15 protein-coding genes are annotated in these 19,325 nt (G+C 41.0%); 9 read left to right on the top strand and 6 right to left on the bottom strand.

Annotated elements, in window-relative coordinates; translation table 11 throughout:
• Positions 1-28 precede the first annotated feature (28 nt).
• Genes yidC through rpmH form a run of 4 tightly spaced genes read right to left on the bottom strand, consistent with a single transcriptional unit; the run spans position 29 to position 2,686 of the window.
• Complete coding sequence (yidC, locus tag FTU39_RS11035) at positions 29-1,792, bottom strand: membrane protein insertase YidC (protein ID WP_180051379.1); 1,764 nt, start codon at positions 1,790-1,792, stop codon at positions 29-31.
• Between the two features lie 5 nt (positions 1,793-1,797).
• Positions 1,798-2,118 carry a membrane protein insertion efficiency factor YidD gene (gene yidD, locus FTU39_RS11030; RefSeq protein WP_178319449.1) on the bottom strand — a complete coding sequence of 107 codons (321 nt, stop codon included), beginning with the start codon at positions 2,116-2,118 and terminating at the stop codon, positions 1,798-1,800.
• Positions 2,119-2,127: 9 nt separating this feature from the next.
• Positions 2,128-2,520 carry a ribonuclease P protein component gene (rnpA, locus tag FTU39_RS11025; protein WP_004969764.1) on the bottom strand — a complete coding sequence of 131 codons (393 nt, stop codon included), beginning with the start codon at positions 2,518-2,520 and terminating at the stop codon, positions 2,128-2,130.
• Between the two features lie 31 nt (positions 2,521-2,551).
• Positions 2,552-2,686 carry a 50S ribosomal protein L34 gene (gene rpmH / locus FTU39_RS11020; RefSeq protein WP_000831329.1) on the bottom strand — a complete coding sequence of 45 codons (135 nt, stop codon included), beginning with the start codon at positions 2,684-2,686 and terminating at the stop codon, positions 2,552-2,554.
• Positions 2,687-3,346: 660 nt separating this feature from the next.
• Here rpmH and dnaA point away from each other — a divergent pair.
• From dnaA to FTU39_RS10995, 5 genes are all read left to right on the top strand, one after another.
• Positions 3,347-4,723, top strand: coding sequence for a chromosomal replication initiator protein DnaA (gene dnaA / locus FTU39_RS11015; protein WP_004969761.1), 1,377 nt, complete (start codon positions 3,347-3,349; stop codon positions 4,721-4,723).
• Positions 4,724-4,831: 108 nt separating this feature from the next.
• Complete coding sequence (gene dnaN / locus FTU39_RS11010; protein WP_004969759.1) at positions 4,832-5,980, top strand: DNA polymerase III subunit beta; 1,149 nt, start codon at positions 4,832-4,834, stop codon at positions 5,978-5,980.
• Between the two features lie 37 nt (positions 5,981-6,017).
• The gene (recF, locus tag FTU39_RS11005) at positions 6,018-7,100 is read left to right on the top strand and encodes a DNA replication/repair protein RecF (RefSeq protein WP_004969757.1); all 1,083 of its coding nucleotides are present in this window, start codon (positions 6,018-6,020) and stop codon (positions 7,098-7,100) included.
• A gap of 44 nt (positions 7,101-7,144) precedes the next feature.
• Positions 7,145-9,613: a DNA topoisomerase (ATP-hydrolyzing) subunit B gene (gene gyrB, locus FTU39_RS11000; protein ID WP_154320151.1), complete on the top strand. Its 2,469-nt coding sequence runs from the start codon at positions 7,145-7,147 to the stop codon at positions 9,611-9,613.
• A gap of 161 nt (positions 9,614-9,774) precedes the next feature.
• Positions 9,775-10,137 carry a hypothetical protein gene (locus tag FTU39_RS10995; RefSeq protein ID WP_004969754.1) on the top strand — a complete coding sequence of 121 codons (363 nt, stop codon included), beginning with the start codon at positions 9,775-9,777 and terminating at the stop codon, positions 10,135-10,137.
• A 457-nt stretch (positions 10,138-10,594) separates the two neighbouring features.
• On the opposite strand, the gene FTU39_RS10990 is transcribed toward FTU39_RS10995, so the two are convergent.
• A complete protein-coding gene (locus tag FTU39_RS10990) occupies positions 10,595-12,535 on the bottom strand; it encodes an ATP-binding cassette domain-containing protein (protein ID WP_104852778.1) in 1,941 nt (646 codons plus the stop codon).
• Between the two features lie 387 nt (positions 12,536-12,922).
• Between FTU39_RS10990 and FTU39_RS10985 the strand changes: the two genes are divergently transcribed.
• The 3 genes from FTU39_RS10985 (at position 12,923) to erpA (ending at position 15,597) form a co-directional block, all read left to right on the top strand.
• Positions 12,923-13,939, top strand: coding sequence for a putative solute-binding protein (locus tag FTU39_RS10985; protein ID WP_180052181.1), 1,017 nt, complete (start codon positions 12,923-12,925; stop codon positions 13,937-13,939).
• A gap of 181 nt (positions 13,940-14,120) precedes the next feature.
• A complete protein-coding gene (locus FTU39_RS10980) occupies positions 14,121-15,128 on the top strand; it encodes a putative solute-binding protein (protein ID WP_104852777.1) in 1,008 nt (335 codons plus the stop codon).
• A gap of 133 nt (positions 15,129-15,261) precedes the next feature.
• Positions 15,262-15,597 carry an iron-sulfur cluster insertion protein ErpA gene (gene erpA / locus FTU39_RS10975; RefSeq protein ID WP_004969742.1) on the top strand — a complete coding sequence of 112 codons (336 nt, stop codon included), beginning with the start codon at positions 15,262-15,264 and terminating at the stop codon, positions 15,595-15,597.
• 131 nt (positions 15,598-15,728) lie between these two features.
• Here the strand turns inward: erpA and FTU39_RS10970 are convergent, their stop codons facing one another.
• A complete protein-coding gene (locus FTU39_RS10970; protein WP_004969740.1) occupies positions 15,729-16,856 on the bottom strand; it encodes an anhydro-N-acetylmuramic acid kinase in 1,128 nt (375 codons plus the stop codon).
• A 63-nt stretch (positions 16,857-16,919) separates the two neighbouring features.
• On the opposite strand from FTU39_RS10970, the gene tyrS reads away from it, so the two are divergent.
• Complete coding sequence (gene tyrS / locus FTU39_RS10965; protein WP_180006229.1) at positions 16,920-18,152, top strand: tyrosine--tRNA ligase; 1,233 nt, start codon at positions 16,920-16,922, stop codon at positions 18,150-18,152.
• Positions 18,153-19,325 lie beyond the last annotated feature (1,173 nt).

The raw sequence follows: 19,325 nt of genomic DNA, 5'->3' as shown, positions 1-19,325 counted from the left end.
GCGGATTTATTCAGCAGCTCAGCCATACTTAATTGACTGGAGTTGCCTCTTCTCGTTTAGCGCGGTCTTTTTCAACACTTTTGTTGATCAAGCTTTGCTGCAAAATCGTAATCAAGTTGTTGACAATCCAGTACAGAACTAGACCTGCAGGGAAGAACAATAAGAATACGGTAAATACCACAGGCATAATGCGGAAGATTTTTGCCTGCATTGGATCTGTTGGCTGTGGGTTCAACATTTGTTGAACATACATGGTCACACCCATCAACAATGGCAAGATAAACCAAGGGTCCATTGCCGATAAGTCTTGAATCCAACCTAACCACGGTGCATGGCGTAACTCTACCGATTCCATCAATACCCAGTACAAGGCAAGGAAAATTGGCATTTGTAGTAACAATGGCAAACAACCTGACAGTGGATTCACTTGTTCACGTTTATAAAGTGCCATCATTTCTTGCGAGAAACGCATACGGTCTTCGCCAAATTCTTCTTTCATGCGCTGCATTTCTGGTGCAATCACACGCATTTTCGCCATAGAACGATAGCTCTTAGACGATAACGGCCAAAGAATCAGTTTGACAAGAACGGTTAATAAGATGATTGACCAACCCCAGTTGCCCACTAAACCATGGAAGAATTGCAAACCAATAAACAATAATTTTGCAATTGGCCATAACCAGCCATAATCCACAGTTTGGTTCAAACCTGTCGCCAAATCTTTCAATTCAGACTGAATTTTTGGACCAGAGTAGAAGGTCGCATCAACTTCTGCCACCGTACCTGCAGGGACATTAATGGTTGGCGAGGTAAAACCAATGATGTTCATTTCATCGCTAGATTTACGTGATTCCAACTTCGCTGCATACGGTTGACCATCGGCCTGCGTCAATTTTAACTGCCCCGGAACCCATGCACTCACGAAATAGTGCTGAACCACGGCCACCCAACCACCTGTTGCATCGACATTCAATTTTTCGTCATTAAAATTGTCAAATTTCAACTTGTTGTAGTGTTCTTCAGGTGTTCCCCATGCGCCGCCAAGGAAAGTACCCAAGGTAAAAATACCTTGATCTGACTTGCCTGGATCATCTGAATTATCACGTTTCAACTGACCAAACATCTGACCTTGCCAGTTTTGGCTGCTGCGGTTAATCACTTTGTGATTCACCAGCACAGGATATTCACCTTCAGTAAAACTAAAGGTTTTAATGATTTCTACACCATCGGCAGTTTTATATACCATTGGGACAGTTAAAGTTTTAACTGTTTCACCCGCTTTATTTTTGCTTTCTTTGGCATCGGCTAAGCTATAAGTCGATTTTTCAATTTCATAGCTTGGGCGGCCATTACGGCTACTGTCTGGACCATTCAGCCCGATTAACCCAGATTGCGCGACATAGGTGCGCTTAGCATCGCTTTCCAGCATGACGAAAGGATCGTCACTGTCTTTATTTTTGTCATGATTGAGTAATTCAACACGAACAATATCACCACCTTTCGGATTGATCCAAAGATGATAAAGGTCAGTTTGTACTGAAATAAGCTGCTGACTTACAGGTGCTGTGGCATCGGTTGTTTGCTGTGCAGGAATATTTGCTTGCGGTACATCAGAAGCTGCTGTAGCCGTTTGGGCATTCGGCAAATCTGCAGACACTTCATGTGAAACAACGGCAGTTTTTTGCTGCGGTGCTGTTTCAGCATTTCCATAATCTTTTTGCCACGCCAAAATGAGCAAATATGCGACGACAAACATGGCCCCGAGAGTTGCAAACCTGGCCCATTGTTGCATATCTATTACCCCAAGTGGTTAGAGTGATTTTGGTTCAATAAACGATCACGAAAGGGTACAGTAATGTGATGCGTTTGAGAATCTATTTGCTGAAATGAAATAAAACGAATGACTTTTGGCGGCACCGGATCATAGCCCGAACCACCCCACGGATGACAACGACAAATACGTTTTGTAGCCAGCCACACACCACGTACAGCACCATGCGTATGGACTGCTTCCAAAGAATATTGAGAACATGTTGGAATATAGCGACAGCGTGGTCCCAATAAAGGACTAATCGCGATCTGATAGAAACGTATCAACCAATGCAGTAAACGTACCATTGGCCATCTCTACTTTTGTGGGGAGGGAGCTATTTTTGAATGCTTTTTGGCGAGACGTTGTAACTTCTGCCAAGCAAATTGTAATTGCTGATGCAATTCCGCATTAGATACCGTATCTACCCCAACTTTGGGCATTACCACAATATCTAAGTCATTTAATTGCTGTTGGTGTAAGCGAAAACTTTCGCGAGCAAGTCGTTTTACTCGATTTCGTTCGTGTGCACGACGCACTTTCTTTTTTGCAACGACAAGACCCAAACGGCTATTCGGCAGTTCGGAATGTTTTGCAAGAAATAAGAAATGGGGTTGATGCACTTTAAAAAGCGCACCATCAAACACACCTTTATAATCGGCAGCACAGCGTAATCTCAACTCTGTGCTGAAGCCATAAAGTGTTGTCATAACACCCAAGAGTCGGTTCAGCGTGACTGTATTAAACAGTTAAGCTGTGACGACCTTTTGCACGACGGCGAGCCAATACTTGACGACCAGCTTTAGTAGCCATACGAGCACGGAAACCATGAACGCGCTTACGCTTTAATTCAGATGGTTGAAATGTACGTTTCATATCGAAACTCCAAAAATGATCTTTCTATAAAGGTCCGCGATTTTAGTGCTCATTGCTTGAGCTGTCAATGAAAAACACGGTTTCTTGCAAAATAAGCCTAAATTTTTCTTTTTAACAAGTTTTCGCTCAATTGACTGGTTGATCATACAAATTAAAGTATACACAAGATAAGCAATTGTTTATGCTTGACTAATAAGTTATTAACAGTATTATTCACATAATTATCCACAAGCTTATTCTGTTTAATTTTAAAATTTTCGGTTTTGAATTTAAATTTAAACTCAGATTGAATTATCCACAGTTGCAACGTTTCTTATAAATAAATTCAAATTTATAAATTTAAATTTATTACTATTAGGGACGCATTTTTCTGTTGAAAACCCACTTTTTCTTTTATAAAACAAAATTTTGAATTGTGGATATCTGTGTTTCTATAATTTTAATACTATGTGGATAACTTTGTGCTATATTTTATCCACACCTTGCGGATAAACTTATCCACACCACGTTTCAAATTTAAATTCAGGTTTAGTGATTCCTTTTTTGAGCAATTTTGCTGATTTTGTCATGACAGATGTGGATAACTTGGTTAGAATGGCGACCCGCTCAGGCGGTCGAGAGAAGTTTTAAATTTAAAAATGGATTAGATAGGGGTTTCACATGCTTTGGACGGACTGCTTAAATCGCTTGCGACAAGAGCTCTCTGGAAATGTCTTTACAATGTGGATTCGCCCATTGGTGGCAGAAGAAGTTGAAGATACATTAAAACTTTATGCGCCTAATCCTTATTGGACGCGTTACATTCAAGAACATCATCTGGAATTGATTACTATTTTGGCAGAGCAGTTGTCTGAGGGACGCGTGCGTAAGGTCGAAATTTTAGTCGATTCGCGTCCAGGTGCAATTTTATCGGCCAGTGAACAACCTGCTACCACTACTGCTGCGCTGGAATCTAGCCCTGCGCCTGTGGCCAAGCCTAAACGTGAAAAAGAAGAAAGTTCTGCAAAAAGCCGTAAACGCCAACTCAATCCGTTATTTACCTTTTCCTTATTTGTGGAAGGTCGTTCTAACCAAATGGCTGCGGAAACCTGTCGCAAGGTATTGACCCAATTGGGGGCTTCACAGCACAACCCATTATTTTTGTATGGCCCAACAGGTTTGGGTAAAACTCACTTGATGCAAGCGGTGGGCAATGCTTTGTTGCAAGCCAAACCGAATGCACGGGTGATGTACATGACTGCAGAAAGTTTTGTGCAGGATTTTGTCAGCTCTTTGCAGCAGGGCAAGGTTGAAGAATTTAAGAAAAACTGCCGCTCTTTAGATTTGTTATTGGTGGATGACATTCACTTATTGGCAGGTAAAGAAGCCAGTTTGGTCGAGTTTTTCTATACCTTTAACGCTTTATTGGATGAATCTAAACAGATTATTTTGACTTCAGACCGTTATCCAAAAGAATTAACCGAATTGGATGCACGTTTGGTGTCACGTTTTTCTTGGGGCTTATCAGTCGGGGTAGAACCGCCAGATATTGAAACCCGAATTGAAATTTTATTAAAGAAAGCTGAAAGCAGCGCCGTAGATTTACCACGTAACTGTGCTTTATTTATTGCCCAGCAAGTGGTGGCTAATGTGCGTGAACTTGAAGGTGCACTCAATAAAGTGGTGGCAATTTCCCGTTTTAAAGGCACCCCAATCGATCTAGATGTGGTACGTGAATCTTTAAAAGATGTCTTGGCAATTCGCGCACGTACCATCAGTACCGAAAATATTCAGCGAGTCGTGAGTGAATATTTCCGTATTCCGCTCAAAGAATTGGTGGGGCCAAAACGTACCCGTATTTATGCGCGTCCACGTCAGTTGGCAATGGGCTTGGCACGTGAGCTGACAGGCGACAGTTTCCCTGAAATTGGTATGGCATTTGGTGGCCGTGATCACAGTACCGTGATGCATGCCTGCGAAAAAGTACAAAGCCTGCGCGAAGAAGATCCGATCTTTAACGAAGACTATAAAAACCTGCAACGATTGTTGCAAAGTTGACCGAATTTGCTCAAATTCTGTTCTTGCCATGCGGCAGCTTTTGCCGCATAGTACACTGCTAAAAAACCTATTTTATACTCCAATCTTCAGTTGTTAGAGGAATGTACCGTGCGTTTAAAAATCGCGAAAGAAAGCTTACTGAATGTTCTGTCACATGTCGTAGGAGCGGTTGAACGTCGCCATACCTTAAATATTTTATCCAATGTCAAAGTTCAGGTGACTGAGCAAGCCTTAACCATTACTGGTTCGGACTTGGAAGTGGAATTGGTTGCCAGTACGAATCTGACTGAAGGGGCATGTTTACAGGCAGGGGAAACTACAGTGCCTGCACGTAAACTGATGGATATTTGTAAATCTTTACCAAGCGCAGCTTTGATTGATTTGCAAATCACTGAAGATCAGCGCTGTATTTTAAAATCGGGCAATAGCCGCTTTGTATTAGGTACTTTGCCTGCGGAAGATTATCCATTATTGGCTACAGAAAATGCTCAAGGTACGCAAGTGACGGTTACTGAGCGTGAGCTGAAGCGTTTGTTTGAAAAAACTGCGTTTGCGATGGCAGTGCAGGATGTACGCTTTTATTTAACGGGTACTTTGTTAGAAATTGATGAAAACCAATTACGTGCTGTGACCACAGATGGTCACCGTTTGGCCTTGTGTGAAACAGCGGCATCTTCGACAGCTACTCAATTAATTCAAGCCATTGTGCCGCGTAAAGCTGTGGCTGAATTGCAGCGTTTGCTGAGCATTGAAGATGAACAACTGGCACTTTTAATTGGGCGTGAATTGCTGAATGTGACCATTCGCACCCCAAGCCGTGACAAAGAACAAGCAGAAATTACCGTGCGTTTTACCACTAAATTAATTGATGGTAAGTTCCCAGATTATCGCCGTGTGATTCCACGTGGTGGTGATAAAAACGTGCTGATCGCGCATGATGTATTTAAACAATCTTTACAGCGTGTGGCGATTTTAAGTAATGAAAAATTGCGTGGCGTATTCCTGAATTTTAGTGCGGACACCTTGCAATTACGTGCCAATAACCCAGAACAAGATGAAGCAATTGAAGATTTAGCGATTCAATATGCCGATTCACCGTTAGAAATGTCATTTAACGCACAGTATTTATTGGACGTATTAGGGGCATTGGATGGCGATGATGTATCGATGACCATGACCGAAGCCAATCAATCGGTATTGGTACAAGATCCAGCACATCAAGATCAAACCTATGTTGTGATGCCAATGCGTGTTTAAGTGAGCGGTTTATTTCAAGATTAAATCTAGCTGAATCATGCATATTACGCGTTTACATATCGAGCGTGTTCGGAACTTAAAAGCGGTTGCACTTCATGAGTTGCAGCCGTTTAACGTCTTTTATGGGCAAAATGGTTCGGGTAAAACCTCGATTTTAGAAGCGATTCATTTATTGGCGACAGGGCGTTCTTTTCGCACCCATATTCCTAAAAATTACATTCAGAACAGTAGCCAAGATGCGATTGTATTTGCTCAGTCATTGACTGAAAAAATTGGCATGCAAAAAATGGCATCGGGTGAGCAGTTGATTAAGGTCAATGGCGACCCTGTTGCGACCCAAGGGCAATTGGCTAAAATTCTGCCTTTACAACATATTGATCCACTCAGTACCGATATTATTGACCATGGTGCAAAACCACGACGGCAACTGTTGGACTGGTTGATGTTCCACGTGGAACCAGAGTTTTATCACGCTTGGCAATATTATTCACGTGCCTTAAAACAACGTAATAGTTTGCTTAAATCACAGCGACATTTAAGTCTGTCGGACTTGGAACCGTGGAACAAAATGCTCAGTGATTATGGTGAGATTTTGCATCGGCAGCGTTTGGGAACGGTGGAACAATGGCAGCAATTTTTTGCACAAGATTTACAGTATTTATTGCCTGATTTACACATTAGTCTGGAATACAGCGCAGGCTTTCATACCGAAACAGGCTTGTTGAATGATCTGTGCAATTATCATCAAAAAGATGTGGAACGTCGCTATACCGAATATGGGCCACACCGCGCCGATTTACGCTTAAAAACCCCAATGGGTGATGCCGATGTGGTGCTGTCACGTGGGCAGAAAAAGCTATTGATTATGGCATTAAAACTGTCACAGATTGCAATGCTGCATGCGTCTAATAAGGAAACTGTGGTATTATTAGATGATCTGACAGCAGAATTAGATTTAAGCGCACAACAACGTTTAATTGAACGATTAAGCCAATTGGGTAGTCAAGTTTTTATTACCACTTTAGATCATCAATCCGTGCAACAACACTTACAAGCGTTGTCGATTCCTTATCGCTTATTTCAGGTCGATCACGGAACGGTGCAGGCTGTTGAGCAATAATTTTTTTATCTTTTGATAGACCTATTTTTCACTAGGGAGAAACCATGAGTTCAGAAGATCAATCTGTCTCTACTACAGAACAAACCAATGAAAAGGCTTATGATTCCTCTAGTATCAAAGTATTGCGTGGCCTAGATGCTGTTCGTAAACGCCCAGGCATGTATATCGGTGATACAGATGATGGTACAGGTTTGCATCACATGGTGTTCGAGGTAGTCGATAACGCTATTGATGAAGCTTTGGCGGGTCATTGTGATGAAATTTTGGTGACTATCCATGAAGATGAATCTGTCAGCGTATCTGACAATGGTCGTGGTATTCCAACCGATATTCACCCTGAAGAAGGTGTTTCTGCGGCAGAAGTAATTCTAACAATTCTGCACGCAGGCGGTAAGTTCGATGACAACAGTTATAAAGTCTCGGGTGGTTTGCACGGTGTTGGTGTGTCGGTGGTCAACGCTTTATCGAGTAAACTTGAATTAACGATTAAACGCGCGGGTCAAATTCACCAACAGGAATACCGCCATGGTGATCCACAATATCCTTTAAAAGTAGTGGGCGACACTGAGCAATCAGGCACGACTGTGCGTTTTTGGCCAAGTGCTGAAACCTTTAGCCAAACCATTTTTAACGTAGATATTTTGGCGCGTCGCTTGCGTGAACTGTCTTTCTTAAACGCGGGCGTGCGTATTGTACTGCGTGATGAACGTGTCAATTTAGAACATATTTTTGACTATGAAGGTGGTTTGTCTGAATTTGTGAAATATATCAATGCAGGCAAAACCCATCTGAATGAAATTTTCCATTTCACGACACAGGCTGAAAACGGGATTACCGTAGAAGTTGCTTTGCAGTGGAATGATTCTTATCAGGAAAACGTACGTTGTTTTACCAATAATATTCCACAAAAAGATGGTGGAACGCACTTGGCAGGCTTCCGTGCTGCGCTGACCCGTGGTTTAAATAACTACATGGAAAGCGAAAATATCCTGAAAAAAGAAAAAGTCGTGGTGTCGGGTGATGATGCACGTGAAGGTTTAACCGCGATTGTGTCGGTCAAAGTGCCAGATCCAAAATTCTCATCACAGACCAAAGAAAAATTGGTATCGAGTGAAGTGAAACCTGCTGTTGAGCAGGCCATGAATAAATCTTTCTCTGAATATTTATTGGAAAATCCACAAGCGGCAAAATCCATTGCGGGTAAAATTATTGATGCAGCGCGTGCCCGTGATGCGGCGCGTAAAGCCCGTGAAATGACGCGCCGCAAGAGTGCTTTGGATATTGCAGGTTTGCCTGGTAAATTGGCTGACTGTCAGGAAAAAGACCCTGCATTATCTGAATTATATCTAGTCGAGGGTGACTCTGCAGGTGGTTCGGCTAAACAAGGTCGTAACCGTAAAATGCAGGCAATTTTGCCACTGAAAGGTAAAATCCTGAACGTGGAACGTGCCCGTTTTGACAAGATGATTTCATCGGCAGAAGTAGGTACTTTAATTACCGCTTTGGGCTGTGGTATTGGTCGTGAAGAATATAACCCAGACAAACTGCGTTATCACAAAATCATCATCATGACCGATGCTGACGTAGATGGTTCACACATTCGTACCTTGCTATTGACCTTCTTCTTCCGTCAAATGCCAGAATTGGTTGAGCGTGGTCATATTTATATCGCACAGCCACCATTGTATAAGCTGAAAAAAGGCAAGCAGGAACAATACATCAAAGATAACGATGCTTTAGAAACCTATTTAATTTCTAATGCGATTGATGAATTGGAGCTGCATGTGAGTGCTGATGCACCTGCAATTCGTGGTGAGGCTTTAGCCAAAGTCATTGCTGATTATCAAACTTCACAAAAGAGTTTGAGCCGTTTAACGCTGCGTTATCCTGCAAGTCTGTTGGATGGTTTATTAGAATTAGATGCCTTTAAAATTGATCAAGCAGCAGATCAGGCGTATGTACAACAATGGGGCGAGCAATTACGTCAAAGCATTGAACGATTACAGCCAGGTTTGCGTCCTGAATTAAGCATCGAACAGTTTGAAAAAGAAGATGCGGATGGTCAAAAATCTGCAACGTATTGGCCACGAATCACGGTATATGTGCACAACTTGCCCCATACTTATTTACTAGATACAGGTTTGCTGGGTTCAGCTGAATATGCACGTTTGCTGAAAAATTCAAAAAGCTGGTTTACGCTGCTTGAAGAAGGTGCGTATTTGGAAAAAGGCGAACGTAAAATTACGGTCAACAATTTCCATCAAGTGTGGCAACACATTTTGCAGGACTCGCGTCGCGGCATGATGATTCAGCGCTATAAAGGTTTGGGTGAGATGAATGCGGAACAACTTTGGGAAACCACGATGGACCCAGAAAACCGCAATATGTTGCAAGTCACCATTGATGATGCCATTGAAGCAGACCGCATGTTCTCTTGCTTAATGGGCGATGATGTAGAACCACGTCGTGCCTTTATTGAAGAAAATGCCTTAAATGCAGATATTGACGCTTAATTCGTCCAAATCATCCGCATAACCATAAGCACTCTACGGAGTGCTTTTTTATGTTTGGCTTTTGTTGTTGTCGTGATTCATCCAAATAACTTTTATAAAACTGACTTATTGTTCTGTCATGCTGAGCTACATTAAGCCAAAAATATAGGAGAATCATTAAGATGGATAATCAATTAGAACAAGCACGTGATGCATGGGTGAATGCTTTTTTTACTGGCAATGTGGAGCTGTTAGCACACTATGAAGATGAAGATTTTAAAGTCGTTTATACGGCAGAATCACGTGTGGAAAATCGTGAAACACGTTATGCCAACATTCAGCATGCAGTGAATAATGGTGTCTGGAAACCGATCAAACCGAATGTTGAATTAGAAGAATATGAGTTTGATCGTGAGCAGGTTAACTGTCGGATTCAAATTGGTTTGGCGGATGATCAAGGGTATATTCAAGAAATCTGGCGCTATATTCAGGGCTGGAAAATACAAGAATTATGTATTAGCAAAGCAAAAATTACTGCCGAGTAGCAGCGATTTTCTGTGAATCACTGAGATTCAATGACTCAAAATAACCATGAAAGAATGGATTGATTTGGCTTTAATTAGAGTTTTGAATTTAAAATAACAGTTAGTTTGAGTTGTGGATAACTAAGTTTTTGCTTTTAAATTTAAATTGTAGATTTTGAATTTAAAAATCACACTGAGTTTTAAATTCAAAACTTCTTGCTTGGTAGCTATCGTTGTCTTACTTTTATTCAGGGTGGGGGGTGTCATACAACTATGCTGTGGTGCAAGATTGATAAGTAAAAATAAACAAACGCAGAGAGTGACTTAAATTTCTTTGCGTGGTTATTGTGAAGATAAACTAAAGATTAAAACTATTACGAATGTGTCTTATAAGTATGGAACATACTCAATGCATATTCTACGAAATATGATGAGATTTAACCCTATTTAGCATAGCGTTAAAATCTCATCGGTATGGCTATTCAAAGCTACTTTCGAGTTCTTCCAATTCCATCATCAATTCAAGCATTTGTTCTTCTGCCTGTGCCAATTTTGTTTTCAGATCATTTTGCTCATTCATGAGTTTGAGCAAATCATCTTTACGGTTGGCATCGTAAAGGGCAGGATCTGCCAGTTCGGTTTCAATTTCAGTCAGACGCGGTTGAATTTTTTCAATTTGCGCTTCGTATTTTTCAATATTTTTACGAATAGGGCGAGTTTGTTCACGGCGTTGTGCTGCCAGTTTGCGTTGAGCTTCTTTATCTACTTTGACTAGGTTAGTCTTGTTCTCAACCACTGGACTTGGATTGGATGGAGCTGTGTTGGATGTACCTTGCTTAAGCATGTCTGCACGAGCTTGGCGTAACCATTGGGCATAATCTTGTAAATCGCCTTCAAATTCTGTGCATTGTCCTGCATGAACCAAGAGTAAGTCATCGCAGACACTGGCAATTAATTGACGTTCGTGTGACACCAATACCACTGCACCTTCATAATCCTGTAATGCCATGGTTAAGGCATGTCGCATATCTAAGTCTAAATGGTTGGTCGGTTCGTCCAGAATCAGTACGTTAGGACGTTGCCAGACAATTAAAGCCAAAGCCAAACGTGCACGTTCACCTCCTGAAAAACTTTCACAAGGCGTGTCCATACGTTCGCCACTAAAACCAAAACTGCCTAAAAAGGCGCGTAAAGTGGCTTCGCTGATTTTTTTATCGGCAATGCGTGCCAGTTGTAGCATCGGGCTGGCGCTATCATCCAAAGCATCCATTTGATGCTGTGCAAAATAGCCAATATTGAGTAATTCTGAGGCTTTGCGAGTACCTGCCAATAACGCCAATTCACCCACTAAGGATTTAATTAAGGTCGATTTACCTGCGCCGTTCATCCCCAATAAACCAATACGACTGGTCGGGGTAATTTGTAGGTTAATTTTGCTGGCAATCACTTTGTCTGCATAACCAATGCTGACTTGTTCCAAGGTCAGTAAGGGTGAGCTCATTTTGGTCGGTTCACGGAAACTAAAGGTAAATGGTGTATCTACATGCGCAGGGGCAAGCAATTGCATGCGTTCCAATTGCTTGATACGGCTTTGTGCCTGCCGTGCTTTGGTGGCTTTGGCTTTAAAACGATCAATATATTTTTGTAAATGTGCACGGGTTTCTAATTGTTTTTCATACGCTTGTTGATGTTGTGCCAAGCGTTCACTGCGTGTGGTTTCAAAGGTTGAATAATTGCCTGTATATAAAGTCAGTTCACTATTTTCAATATGTAAAATATGATCGGTAATGGCATCTAAAAAATCACGGTCATGGGAAATCAGCACCAAAGTTCCCGCATAGGCTTTAAGCCAGTCTTCTAACCATAAAATTGCATCTAAGTCTAAGTGGTTGGTTGGTTCGTCCAGTAATAATAATTCGGAGCGACTCATTAAGGTACGCGCCAAATTTAAACGCATGCGCCATCCACCAGAAAAACTACTGACCGCCAAGCTGTTTTGATGTTCCATAAAACCTAAACCTGCCATCAGTTGTGCGGCTTTGGCGGGTGCGGTATAGCCATGAATTTCATCAAAACGACCATGCAAATGTGCAAGTTGGTCATTATTTAATTGTTCAGGATGTTGCAGTTGTTGTTGAATGTTCCAGTATTCTTCATCACCCGACAGCACAAAATCAATCGCAGGCAAATCCAATGCTTTAACTTCCTGTGCCATGTGCGCCACAGTCCAGCCTTGCGGACGGCTCAACGTACCTTCGTCTGGGGTTAAACTACCTAAAAGCGCAGCAAATAAACTGGATTTTCCTGCACCATTGACACCTGTAAGACCGACTTTCCAGCCTGGATGGATTTGCATAGACGCTTTTTGAAATAAAACACGTCCACCGCGGCGTAAAGAAACTTGGTCAAGTTGAATCATGGTGTTTACTGGTCACAACAAAAGTTGGGCATATTCTAATGGAAGCCCACCAGAAAACAAAAATAAGCCCAGTTTTATTTGTGATTTGCGAAAAATCTCTCTTGTGATGTTTAAAAATTATGATCTAACAACAGGCTTTTTTTATGACTTTGTAAACAAGCACAAAATACGTGCATGTTGGAAATGATCTTTATTTTGATCTAAATCTATAAAATATAAGTGAATTATGAAATAAAAATGATCGCTTAAATAAGGCAGTATAAGGTTTTGGCAGAATTGACAGATGAAATTCGAGTAAATGCTCTATTTTTTTAATTTGAACTTGCTTAATATTTGTTTCGTGTACGGACACTCAAAAATAAAAAAATCTGTAGAAGGATCGAAACAATGAAAAAAATATGGGTCAGCGCAACATTGACAGCATTCGCAGCGATCGGTTTCAGTGCTCAGGCGCAAGCAGCAAAAGTAGATGTATGTGTCTTTGACTTACTGGGTAAGTCAGGTGAATCTTTTCAGATGGCACAAGAGTGGGCGCTAGCAGCAAAAGGCTGGGGTGCAGAAGTCAATTTAATTCCACGTCAGGATGAAGCTGTCGCAGATAATGACTTTAAAGCAGGCAAATGTGATGGGGTATTTATGACTGCCATGCGTGCCCGTCAATACAATAAGTTTGCAGGCTCGATTGATGCTTTAGGTGGTGCACCAAGTAATGCGATTGCAAAACGTGCCATCAGTTTTGCTTTAGATAAACGCAATGCAGCAAAAATGGTCACCACTTTAGGTGGCAAGAAATATGAAGTTGCAGGTATTTCACCTTTAGGTTCGGCATTCATTTTTGTGCGCGACAAGAATATCAATTCGATTGAAAAAGCAGCAGGGAAAAAGTTTGCGGTATTGGGCTATGATGATGCACAAAAAATTATGGTGCAGCGTGTAGGTGCGCAAGCTGTCATTTCTGATGTATCTAACTTTGTGGCGAAATTTAACAATGGTCAGGTCGATATGGTCGGTGCGCCTGCCTATGCGTACAAACCTTTAGAAATCTACAAAGGTTTAGGTAATCACGGGGCGATGTTTAATTTCCCTGTATTACAAGTGACCGCAGACTTTGTGATTCGCCCTGAACAATTCCCTGCGGGCTTTGGGCAAAAATCACGAGATTGGTTTGTAAAAAATCTGCCTAAAGCGATGAGTATGATTAATCGTTTAGAAGGTGAAATTCCAGCCAAATATAAAATGAACTTGAGCGCAGAAGATAAAACTAAATATCAAAAAATGCTACGTGATGGACGTATGGATATGACCAAACGCGGTATTTATGACCCTGCCATGATGAGTGTGTTAAAACGCGCTCGTTGTTCTGTCGAAAAAACCAATTTTGAATGTTCACTTGGTGGTGAATAGATTGATTTTTAATAAAAAAGCCTAGATCTCTAGGTTTTTTATAATGAAAGATTCGTCAATTGAGCCATATCAGCCAAAAAATCAAAATTCGCTAATCTGAGCTTGATAAAAGAACAGTGATACTAAATTGAAGGTTTGGATCAACTGTGCGCAGAAAAACAAAAAATGGAAGGAACTAGAAATGAAACAATGGACGCAAGCTTTATTATTTGGCGCAGGCTTATCTTTAGTCGCTAGTGCAGCGCAGGCCAAACAAGTGGTCTGTGTATTCGATTTGGTCGGTAAAAACGGTGATGTCTATAACTTAATGCAAGACTATCAATTGGCGGCCAAAAACTGGGGTGCAGAGATTGAGTTACGCGTAGGTCAAAACGAAGGCGTGATTGCAGAAGATTTTAAAGCAGGAAAATGTGATGGTATTAGTGTGACGGGCATGCGTGGTCGTCAATTTAACCATTTTACAGGCTCATTGGATGCAATTGGCGCGATTCCAGATTTAAAACTGGCAGTCAAAGTCATGCAAGGTTTGGCAAGTCCTGCTTTCGCCAAATATATGCGCAATGGTCAGTATGAAGTTGCAGGTGTCATTCCTGTGGGCGATGCCTTTTTGATGGTGAATGACCGCAGTATTAATAGTGTCGCCAAAGCCGCGGGGAAAAAAATTGCTGTTTTAGATTATGACCAAGCGCAAAAAATTATGGTACAGCAAATTGGTGCGCAAGCAGTCAGTGCCGATGTCACCAATTTTGGCAGTAAATTTAACAATGGTCAGGTCGATATTATTGGTGCGCCTGCTGCAGTATTCCGTCCTTTGGAACTACATAAAGGCTTAGGCACTAAAGGCGCGATTGTGAATTATCCAATTTTACAGGTCACGGGCAATATTATTATCCGCCCAGATAAATTCCCTGCAGGTTTTGGGCAAAAATCACGTGAATGGGTGAAAGGGCAGTTACCACGTGCCTTTGGTATTTTAGGCAAAATGAAAGCCGATATTCCTGCAAAATATTGGATGCAAGTGCCTGCAGCAGATCAACCGGGTTATCAAAAAATGATGCGTGAATCGCGGATTGATTTAACTAAACGTGGTGTTTATGACAAACGCATGATGAAATTATTGTGGCAATTCCGCTGTAAAGAAGCGCCAACCAATTTTGAATGTGGCTTGCAGGACGAAAATTACAAATAATTGGAGAATCTTGAGGTAATTACTCAGAATTCACTTTAATTCTGCATCACCGTCCCAATATTGAGTATGCTATACTTGATAAGTGGTCTTTTTGCAGAAAAGACATCTGAATTGTACCTGAGGAAAATCCATCATGAATGCCCAAGCACTTGAGCTCACCGACAACGCTGCTAAAAAAGTTCGCCAATTGCGTGACAGTGAAGGTAATCAAGACTTAATGCTACGTGTATATGTGACAGGTGGCGGTTGTTCAGGATTTTCTTATGGCTTTAACTTTGCGGAAAGCCAAAATGAAGATGATGCAGAATTTGTGAATGGCGATGTAAAAATGCTGGTCGATTCACTCAGCTATCAATATTTAGTTGGCTCGGTAGTGGACTATATTGAAGGCTTGGAAGGTTCGCGTTTTGTGGTACAAAACCCGAATGCAACCACGACTTGTGGTTGTGGTTCTTCATTCTCAATCTAAGTATGATTTAAATATTTTTGAGTATCAGCATCTGAAAAAGTAGATTGATGCACTCAAAATGATCAAAGCCTTTCCTATATAGAAGAGGAAAGGCTTTTTTGTTGCTACTGATCTGGTTTAAAAGTGCATCCTTAAACCAAAGTCATGGTACCTAAAATGCGATCACCTTTTGCCCCTGTGACCGCAGGTAAATTGCCACTTAATTGCTGACAAAAACGCATTGCCAACCAAGCAAAGGCGGTGGCTTCGACCCATGTTGGGTTTAGCCCTAAATCGGCTGTACTTTGTACAGTCCATTGATGTTTGCGCAAACGCCAGCGCAATTGCTCTAGCAAATAAGAATTATAGGCACCACCGCCACAGACATAGACTTCACCTGTATCCATGCCTGAACGATAAATGGCTTTTTTAATCGCGCGGGTGGTGAGCTTTAATAAAGTCGCCTGAATATTTTCAGGATTATCTTCCAGCTCGTCATATTCCACATCATTACGCCAATCGGCAACCTGTTCATCTAACCATTCCAAGTTAAAGTCTTCGCGCCCTGTACTTTTGGGTGGTTCTTTAGAGAAAAAAGCGTGGGCTTGTAAACGATCTAACAAGCTGCGAATCGGATGTCCATACGCAGCCCAATTGCCATTTTCATCATAAGGTTGTCCTGTGTAACGCTCACACCAAGCATCCATTAAAATATTGGCAGGCCCTGTATCAAAACCCGATACTGCTTCGGGCTGTCCTGCAGGCAACAAACTGACATTGGCAATGCCGCCTAAATTTAAAATTACCCGATGAATACTCGGATGTTGGAATAAGTTTTGATGGAAAGCGGGCACTAACGGTGCGCCTTGTCCGCCTGCAGCCATGTCACGACGACGAAAATCTGAAATTACAGGAATTTGGGTAATTTCGGTGATGATGTTCGGATCACCAATTTGTAAAGTAAAAGCATGTTCAGGACGATGACGAATGGTCTGGCCATGCGAACCAATCGCTTTAATTTGAGATTTATCCAGTTTATTTTTTTCAATCAGGCTATTAATACCATGTCCAATCATGGTGGCTAAAGCCACATCTGCCTTGCCCATGCGGTCAATTTCATTGTCACCTGGCAAAGTCAGTGCCATGAGTTCGTCACGTAAATCGGGATCAAACGGCAAAGTCAGGGTCGCGTGGAGTTGCAGTGGATCAAAAGAAGCAGCAACAAGATCGACACCATCCATACTTGTGCCCGTCATTACCCCAATATAGATCGCTGTCATGGTTATTCTATAGCCTGCAATATGCTGAAAAAGTGTTAGTATATCGCACAAATTGAATAACTGATGTGTTTGGATTTCGTGATGTCAAATTTCCTGCCGGCTGAAGAACAACTTGCCCTCATTCAACGAGGCACGCATGAAATTATTTCTGAAGAAGATCTTCTAAAGAAATTAAAAGAGAATCGTCCTTTAAAAATTAAGGCGGGGTTTGACCCGACTGCACCTGATTTACACTTGGGGCATACGGTATTAATCAATAAATTAAAAGTATTCCAAGACTTAGGTCACGAAGTATTTTTCTTGATTGGCGATTACACTGCCATGATTGGTGACCCAACAGGTAAAAGTGCTACACGTCCGCCGTTGTCACGTGAAAAAGTCTTGGAAAATGCCAAAACGTATCAGGAACAAGTTTTTAAAATTCTTGATCCAAATAAAACCAAAGTGGTGTTTAACTCTGAATGGTTTGCAACAAAAACTGCAGCAGACTTAATTCAGTTGGCATCGCAGCAAACCGTAGCGCGTATGTTGGAACGTGATGACTTCACCAAGCGTTATAACAACCAGCAACCGATTGCGATTCACGAATTTTTGTATCCGTTGGTACAAGGTTATGACTCGGTGGCATTACAAGCCGATGTAGAATTGGGCGGTACAGACCAGACCTTTAACTTGTTGATGGGACGTACCTTGCAAGGTCGTTATGATCAGGAAGCGCAAGTTTGTATTACTGTGCCAATTCTTGAAGGCTTAGATGGCGTGAATAAAATGTCTAAATCTTTAGGCAACTATATTGGCGTATTTGATGCACCGGGTGCGATGTATCAAAAAGTCTTGTCGATGCCTGATAGTCTGATTGAGCGCTATTTTGAGTTACTCAGCTTCAAGTCGATGGATGAAATTGAAGTGTTGCTCAAAGAAATGGCAGAAGGTCGTAATCCGCAAGAAATCAAAAAGATTTTGGCACTCGAATTGGTTGAGCGTTTCCACGGCAGCGAAGCTGCAGCCAATGCCCATAAAGGTGCAGGTAATATCATTACCGAAGGTGAATTACCTGAAGGTACGCCAGAAGTGACGATTTCACGTGCTGAATTTGGTGGTGAATTATTTATTGCTTCTATTGTACGTGCTGCAGGTTTAACCAAAAATGCCGCACAAGCCAAAGATGCTGTTGCACGTGGCGCAGTAAAAGTAGATTGGAATGTGGTTGATGCAGGTTTCTCGGTCAAAGAAAACGCAACACACATTATTCAGGCGGGCAAAAAAGCCATTGCCAAAGTCACATTTACGGACTAGGTCCATTCTAAGTGATTGAAATAAAAGCAGGCTTCGGTCTGCTTTTATTTTCTGTTTGGTATATTAATTATATGAATAAGTAAATTCAAAAAAAACCTTATAAAAACAACACTTAAATTTTGCCAAGTAGCTTGCATTTTTGCTCAGTTATGTATAAGATTTACCCATCTAGACACAGTGTACAAAACAGATCTAGAGGGTACTTATAACTATAGCTCCACAATTTACAAGTCCCTTCCCCAAGGGACTCTTTTTTTCGTATAACTATAATAATGATATATGGATCGCATATAGATTCAACTCCGAGGGAGAGATTTTGGGAGAGATCTCTTTCTTTTTTTTGCCTCTAGTTTTGTTGTGGTTTATATCTAAAGGTAAAATGTAAGATTACTTCTCTTTGTTTTATAAAAATTTTCTTAAAACTTTAAGACCTAAATTCAAAATTCAAAGCTAAAGCTACTTTTATACGGCAAAACCTCTTGTAGGTAGTGTATGTGGATGGCGCGATCTAAACTTGTTGAATAGAGGAGTAGACTCATTCGACTTGAAATCAATAATGTAAATGCTGAACACCAACTTTTAATCAACGGACAAGACCTCCACACTGATATGAAATCAATGATAGGTACGCCGTATGTAGGAATATGATTCTGGATAATGCAAAAGCATTTTTAACTGAGATGTAAAATTTTTTTAGATATCATAAGACAAAAAGAATTGTATACATTGGCAATCGTTGATTACAGCCTGCAAAACTTGACCGATTTGAGCCCATAAAAGTATGGATAAAAAAGCCCTCTTTACTTTGTAGATGTGAGTTTTTATTTAAATTTGATGAAAAAATAGCTAAAAAATTAAAAAACCAAGTATTTTTGTAGAAAAAAAATACATACGTGAAAAATATCCTAATTTGGGGCTTGCAAAGATTTTGAAATCCCCTAGAATGCACACATCCCGACGCGAAACAGCCTACAAACTTAGCTCACAGGGTTAAGTTGTAGAGAATTTTTTGCGTTAAAATTTCTACTGACGAGGTAGAAGTTGAGATCATTAAGAGATTATGAAGAACAACTTGTGTGGATTTTTACTGATTGATTGATCGAAAATATTTCATTGATTGATTGGTTTAAATTACTCGAAGTTTATTTGAGCGAAATTTAAGTCAGAAAATTG

It is taken from the genome of Acinetobacter sp. YH12099, from assembly GCF_013419195.1.
Lineage (GTDB): Bacteria > Pseudomonadota > Gammaproteobacteria > Pseudomonadales > Moraxellaceae > Acinetobacter > Acinetobacter towneri.
This window is presented reverse-complemented; position numbering and strand designations above follow the sequence as displayed.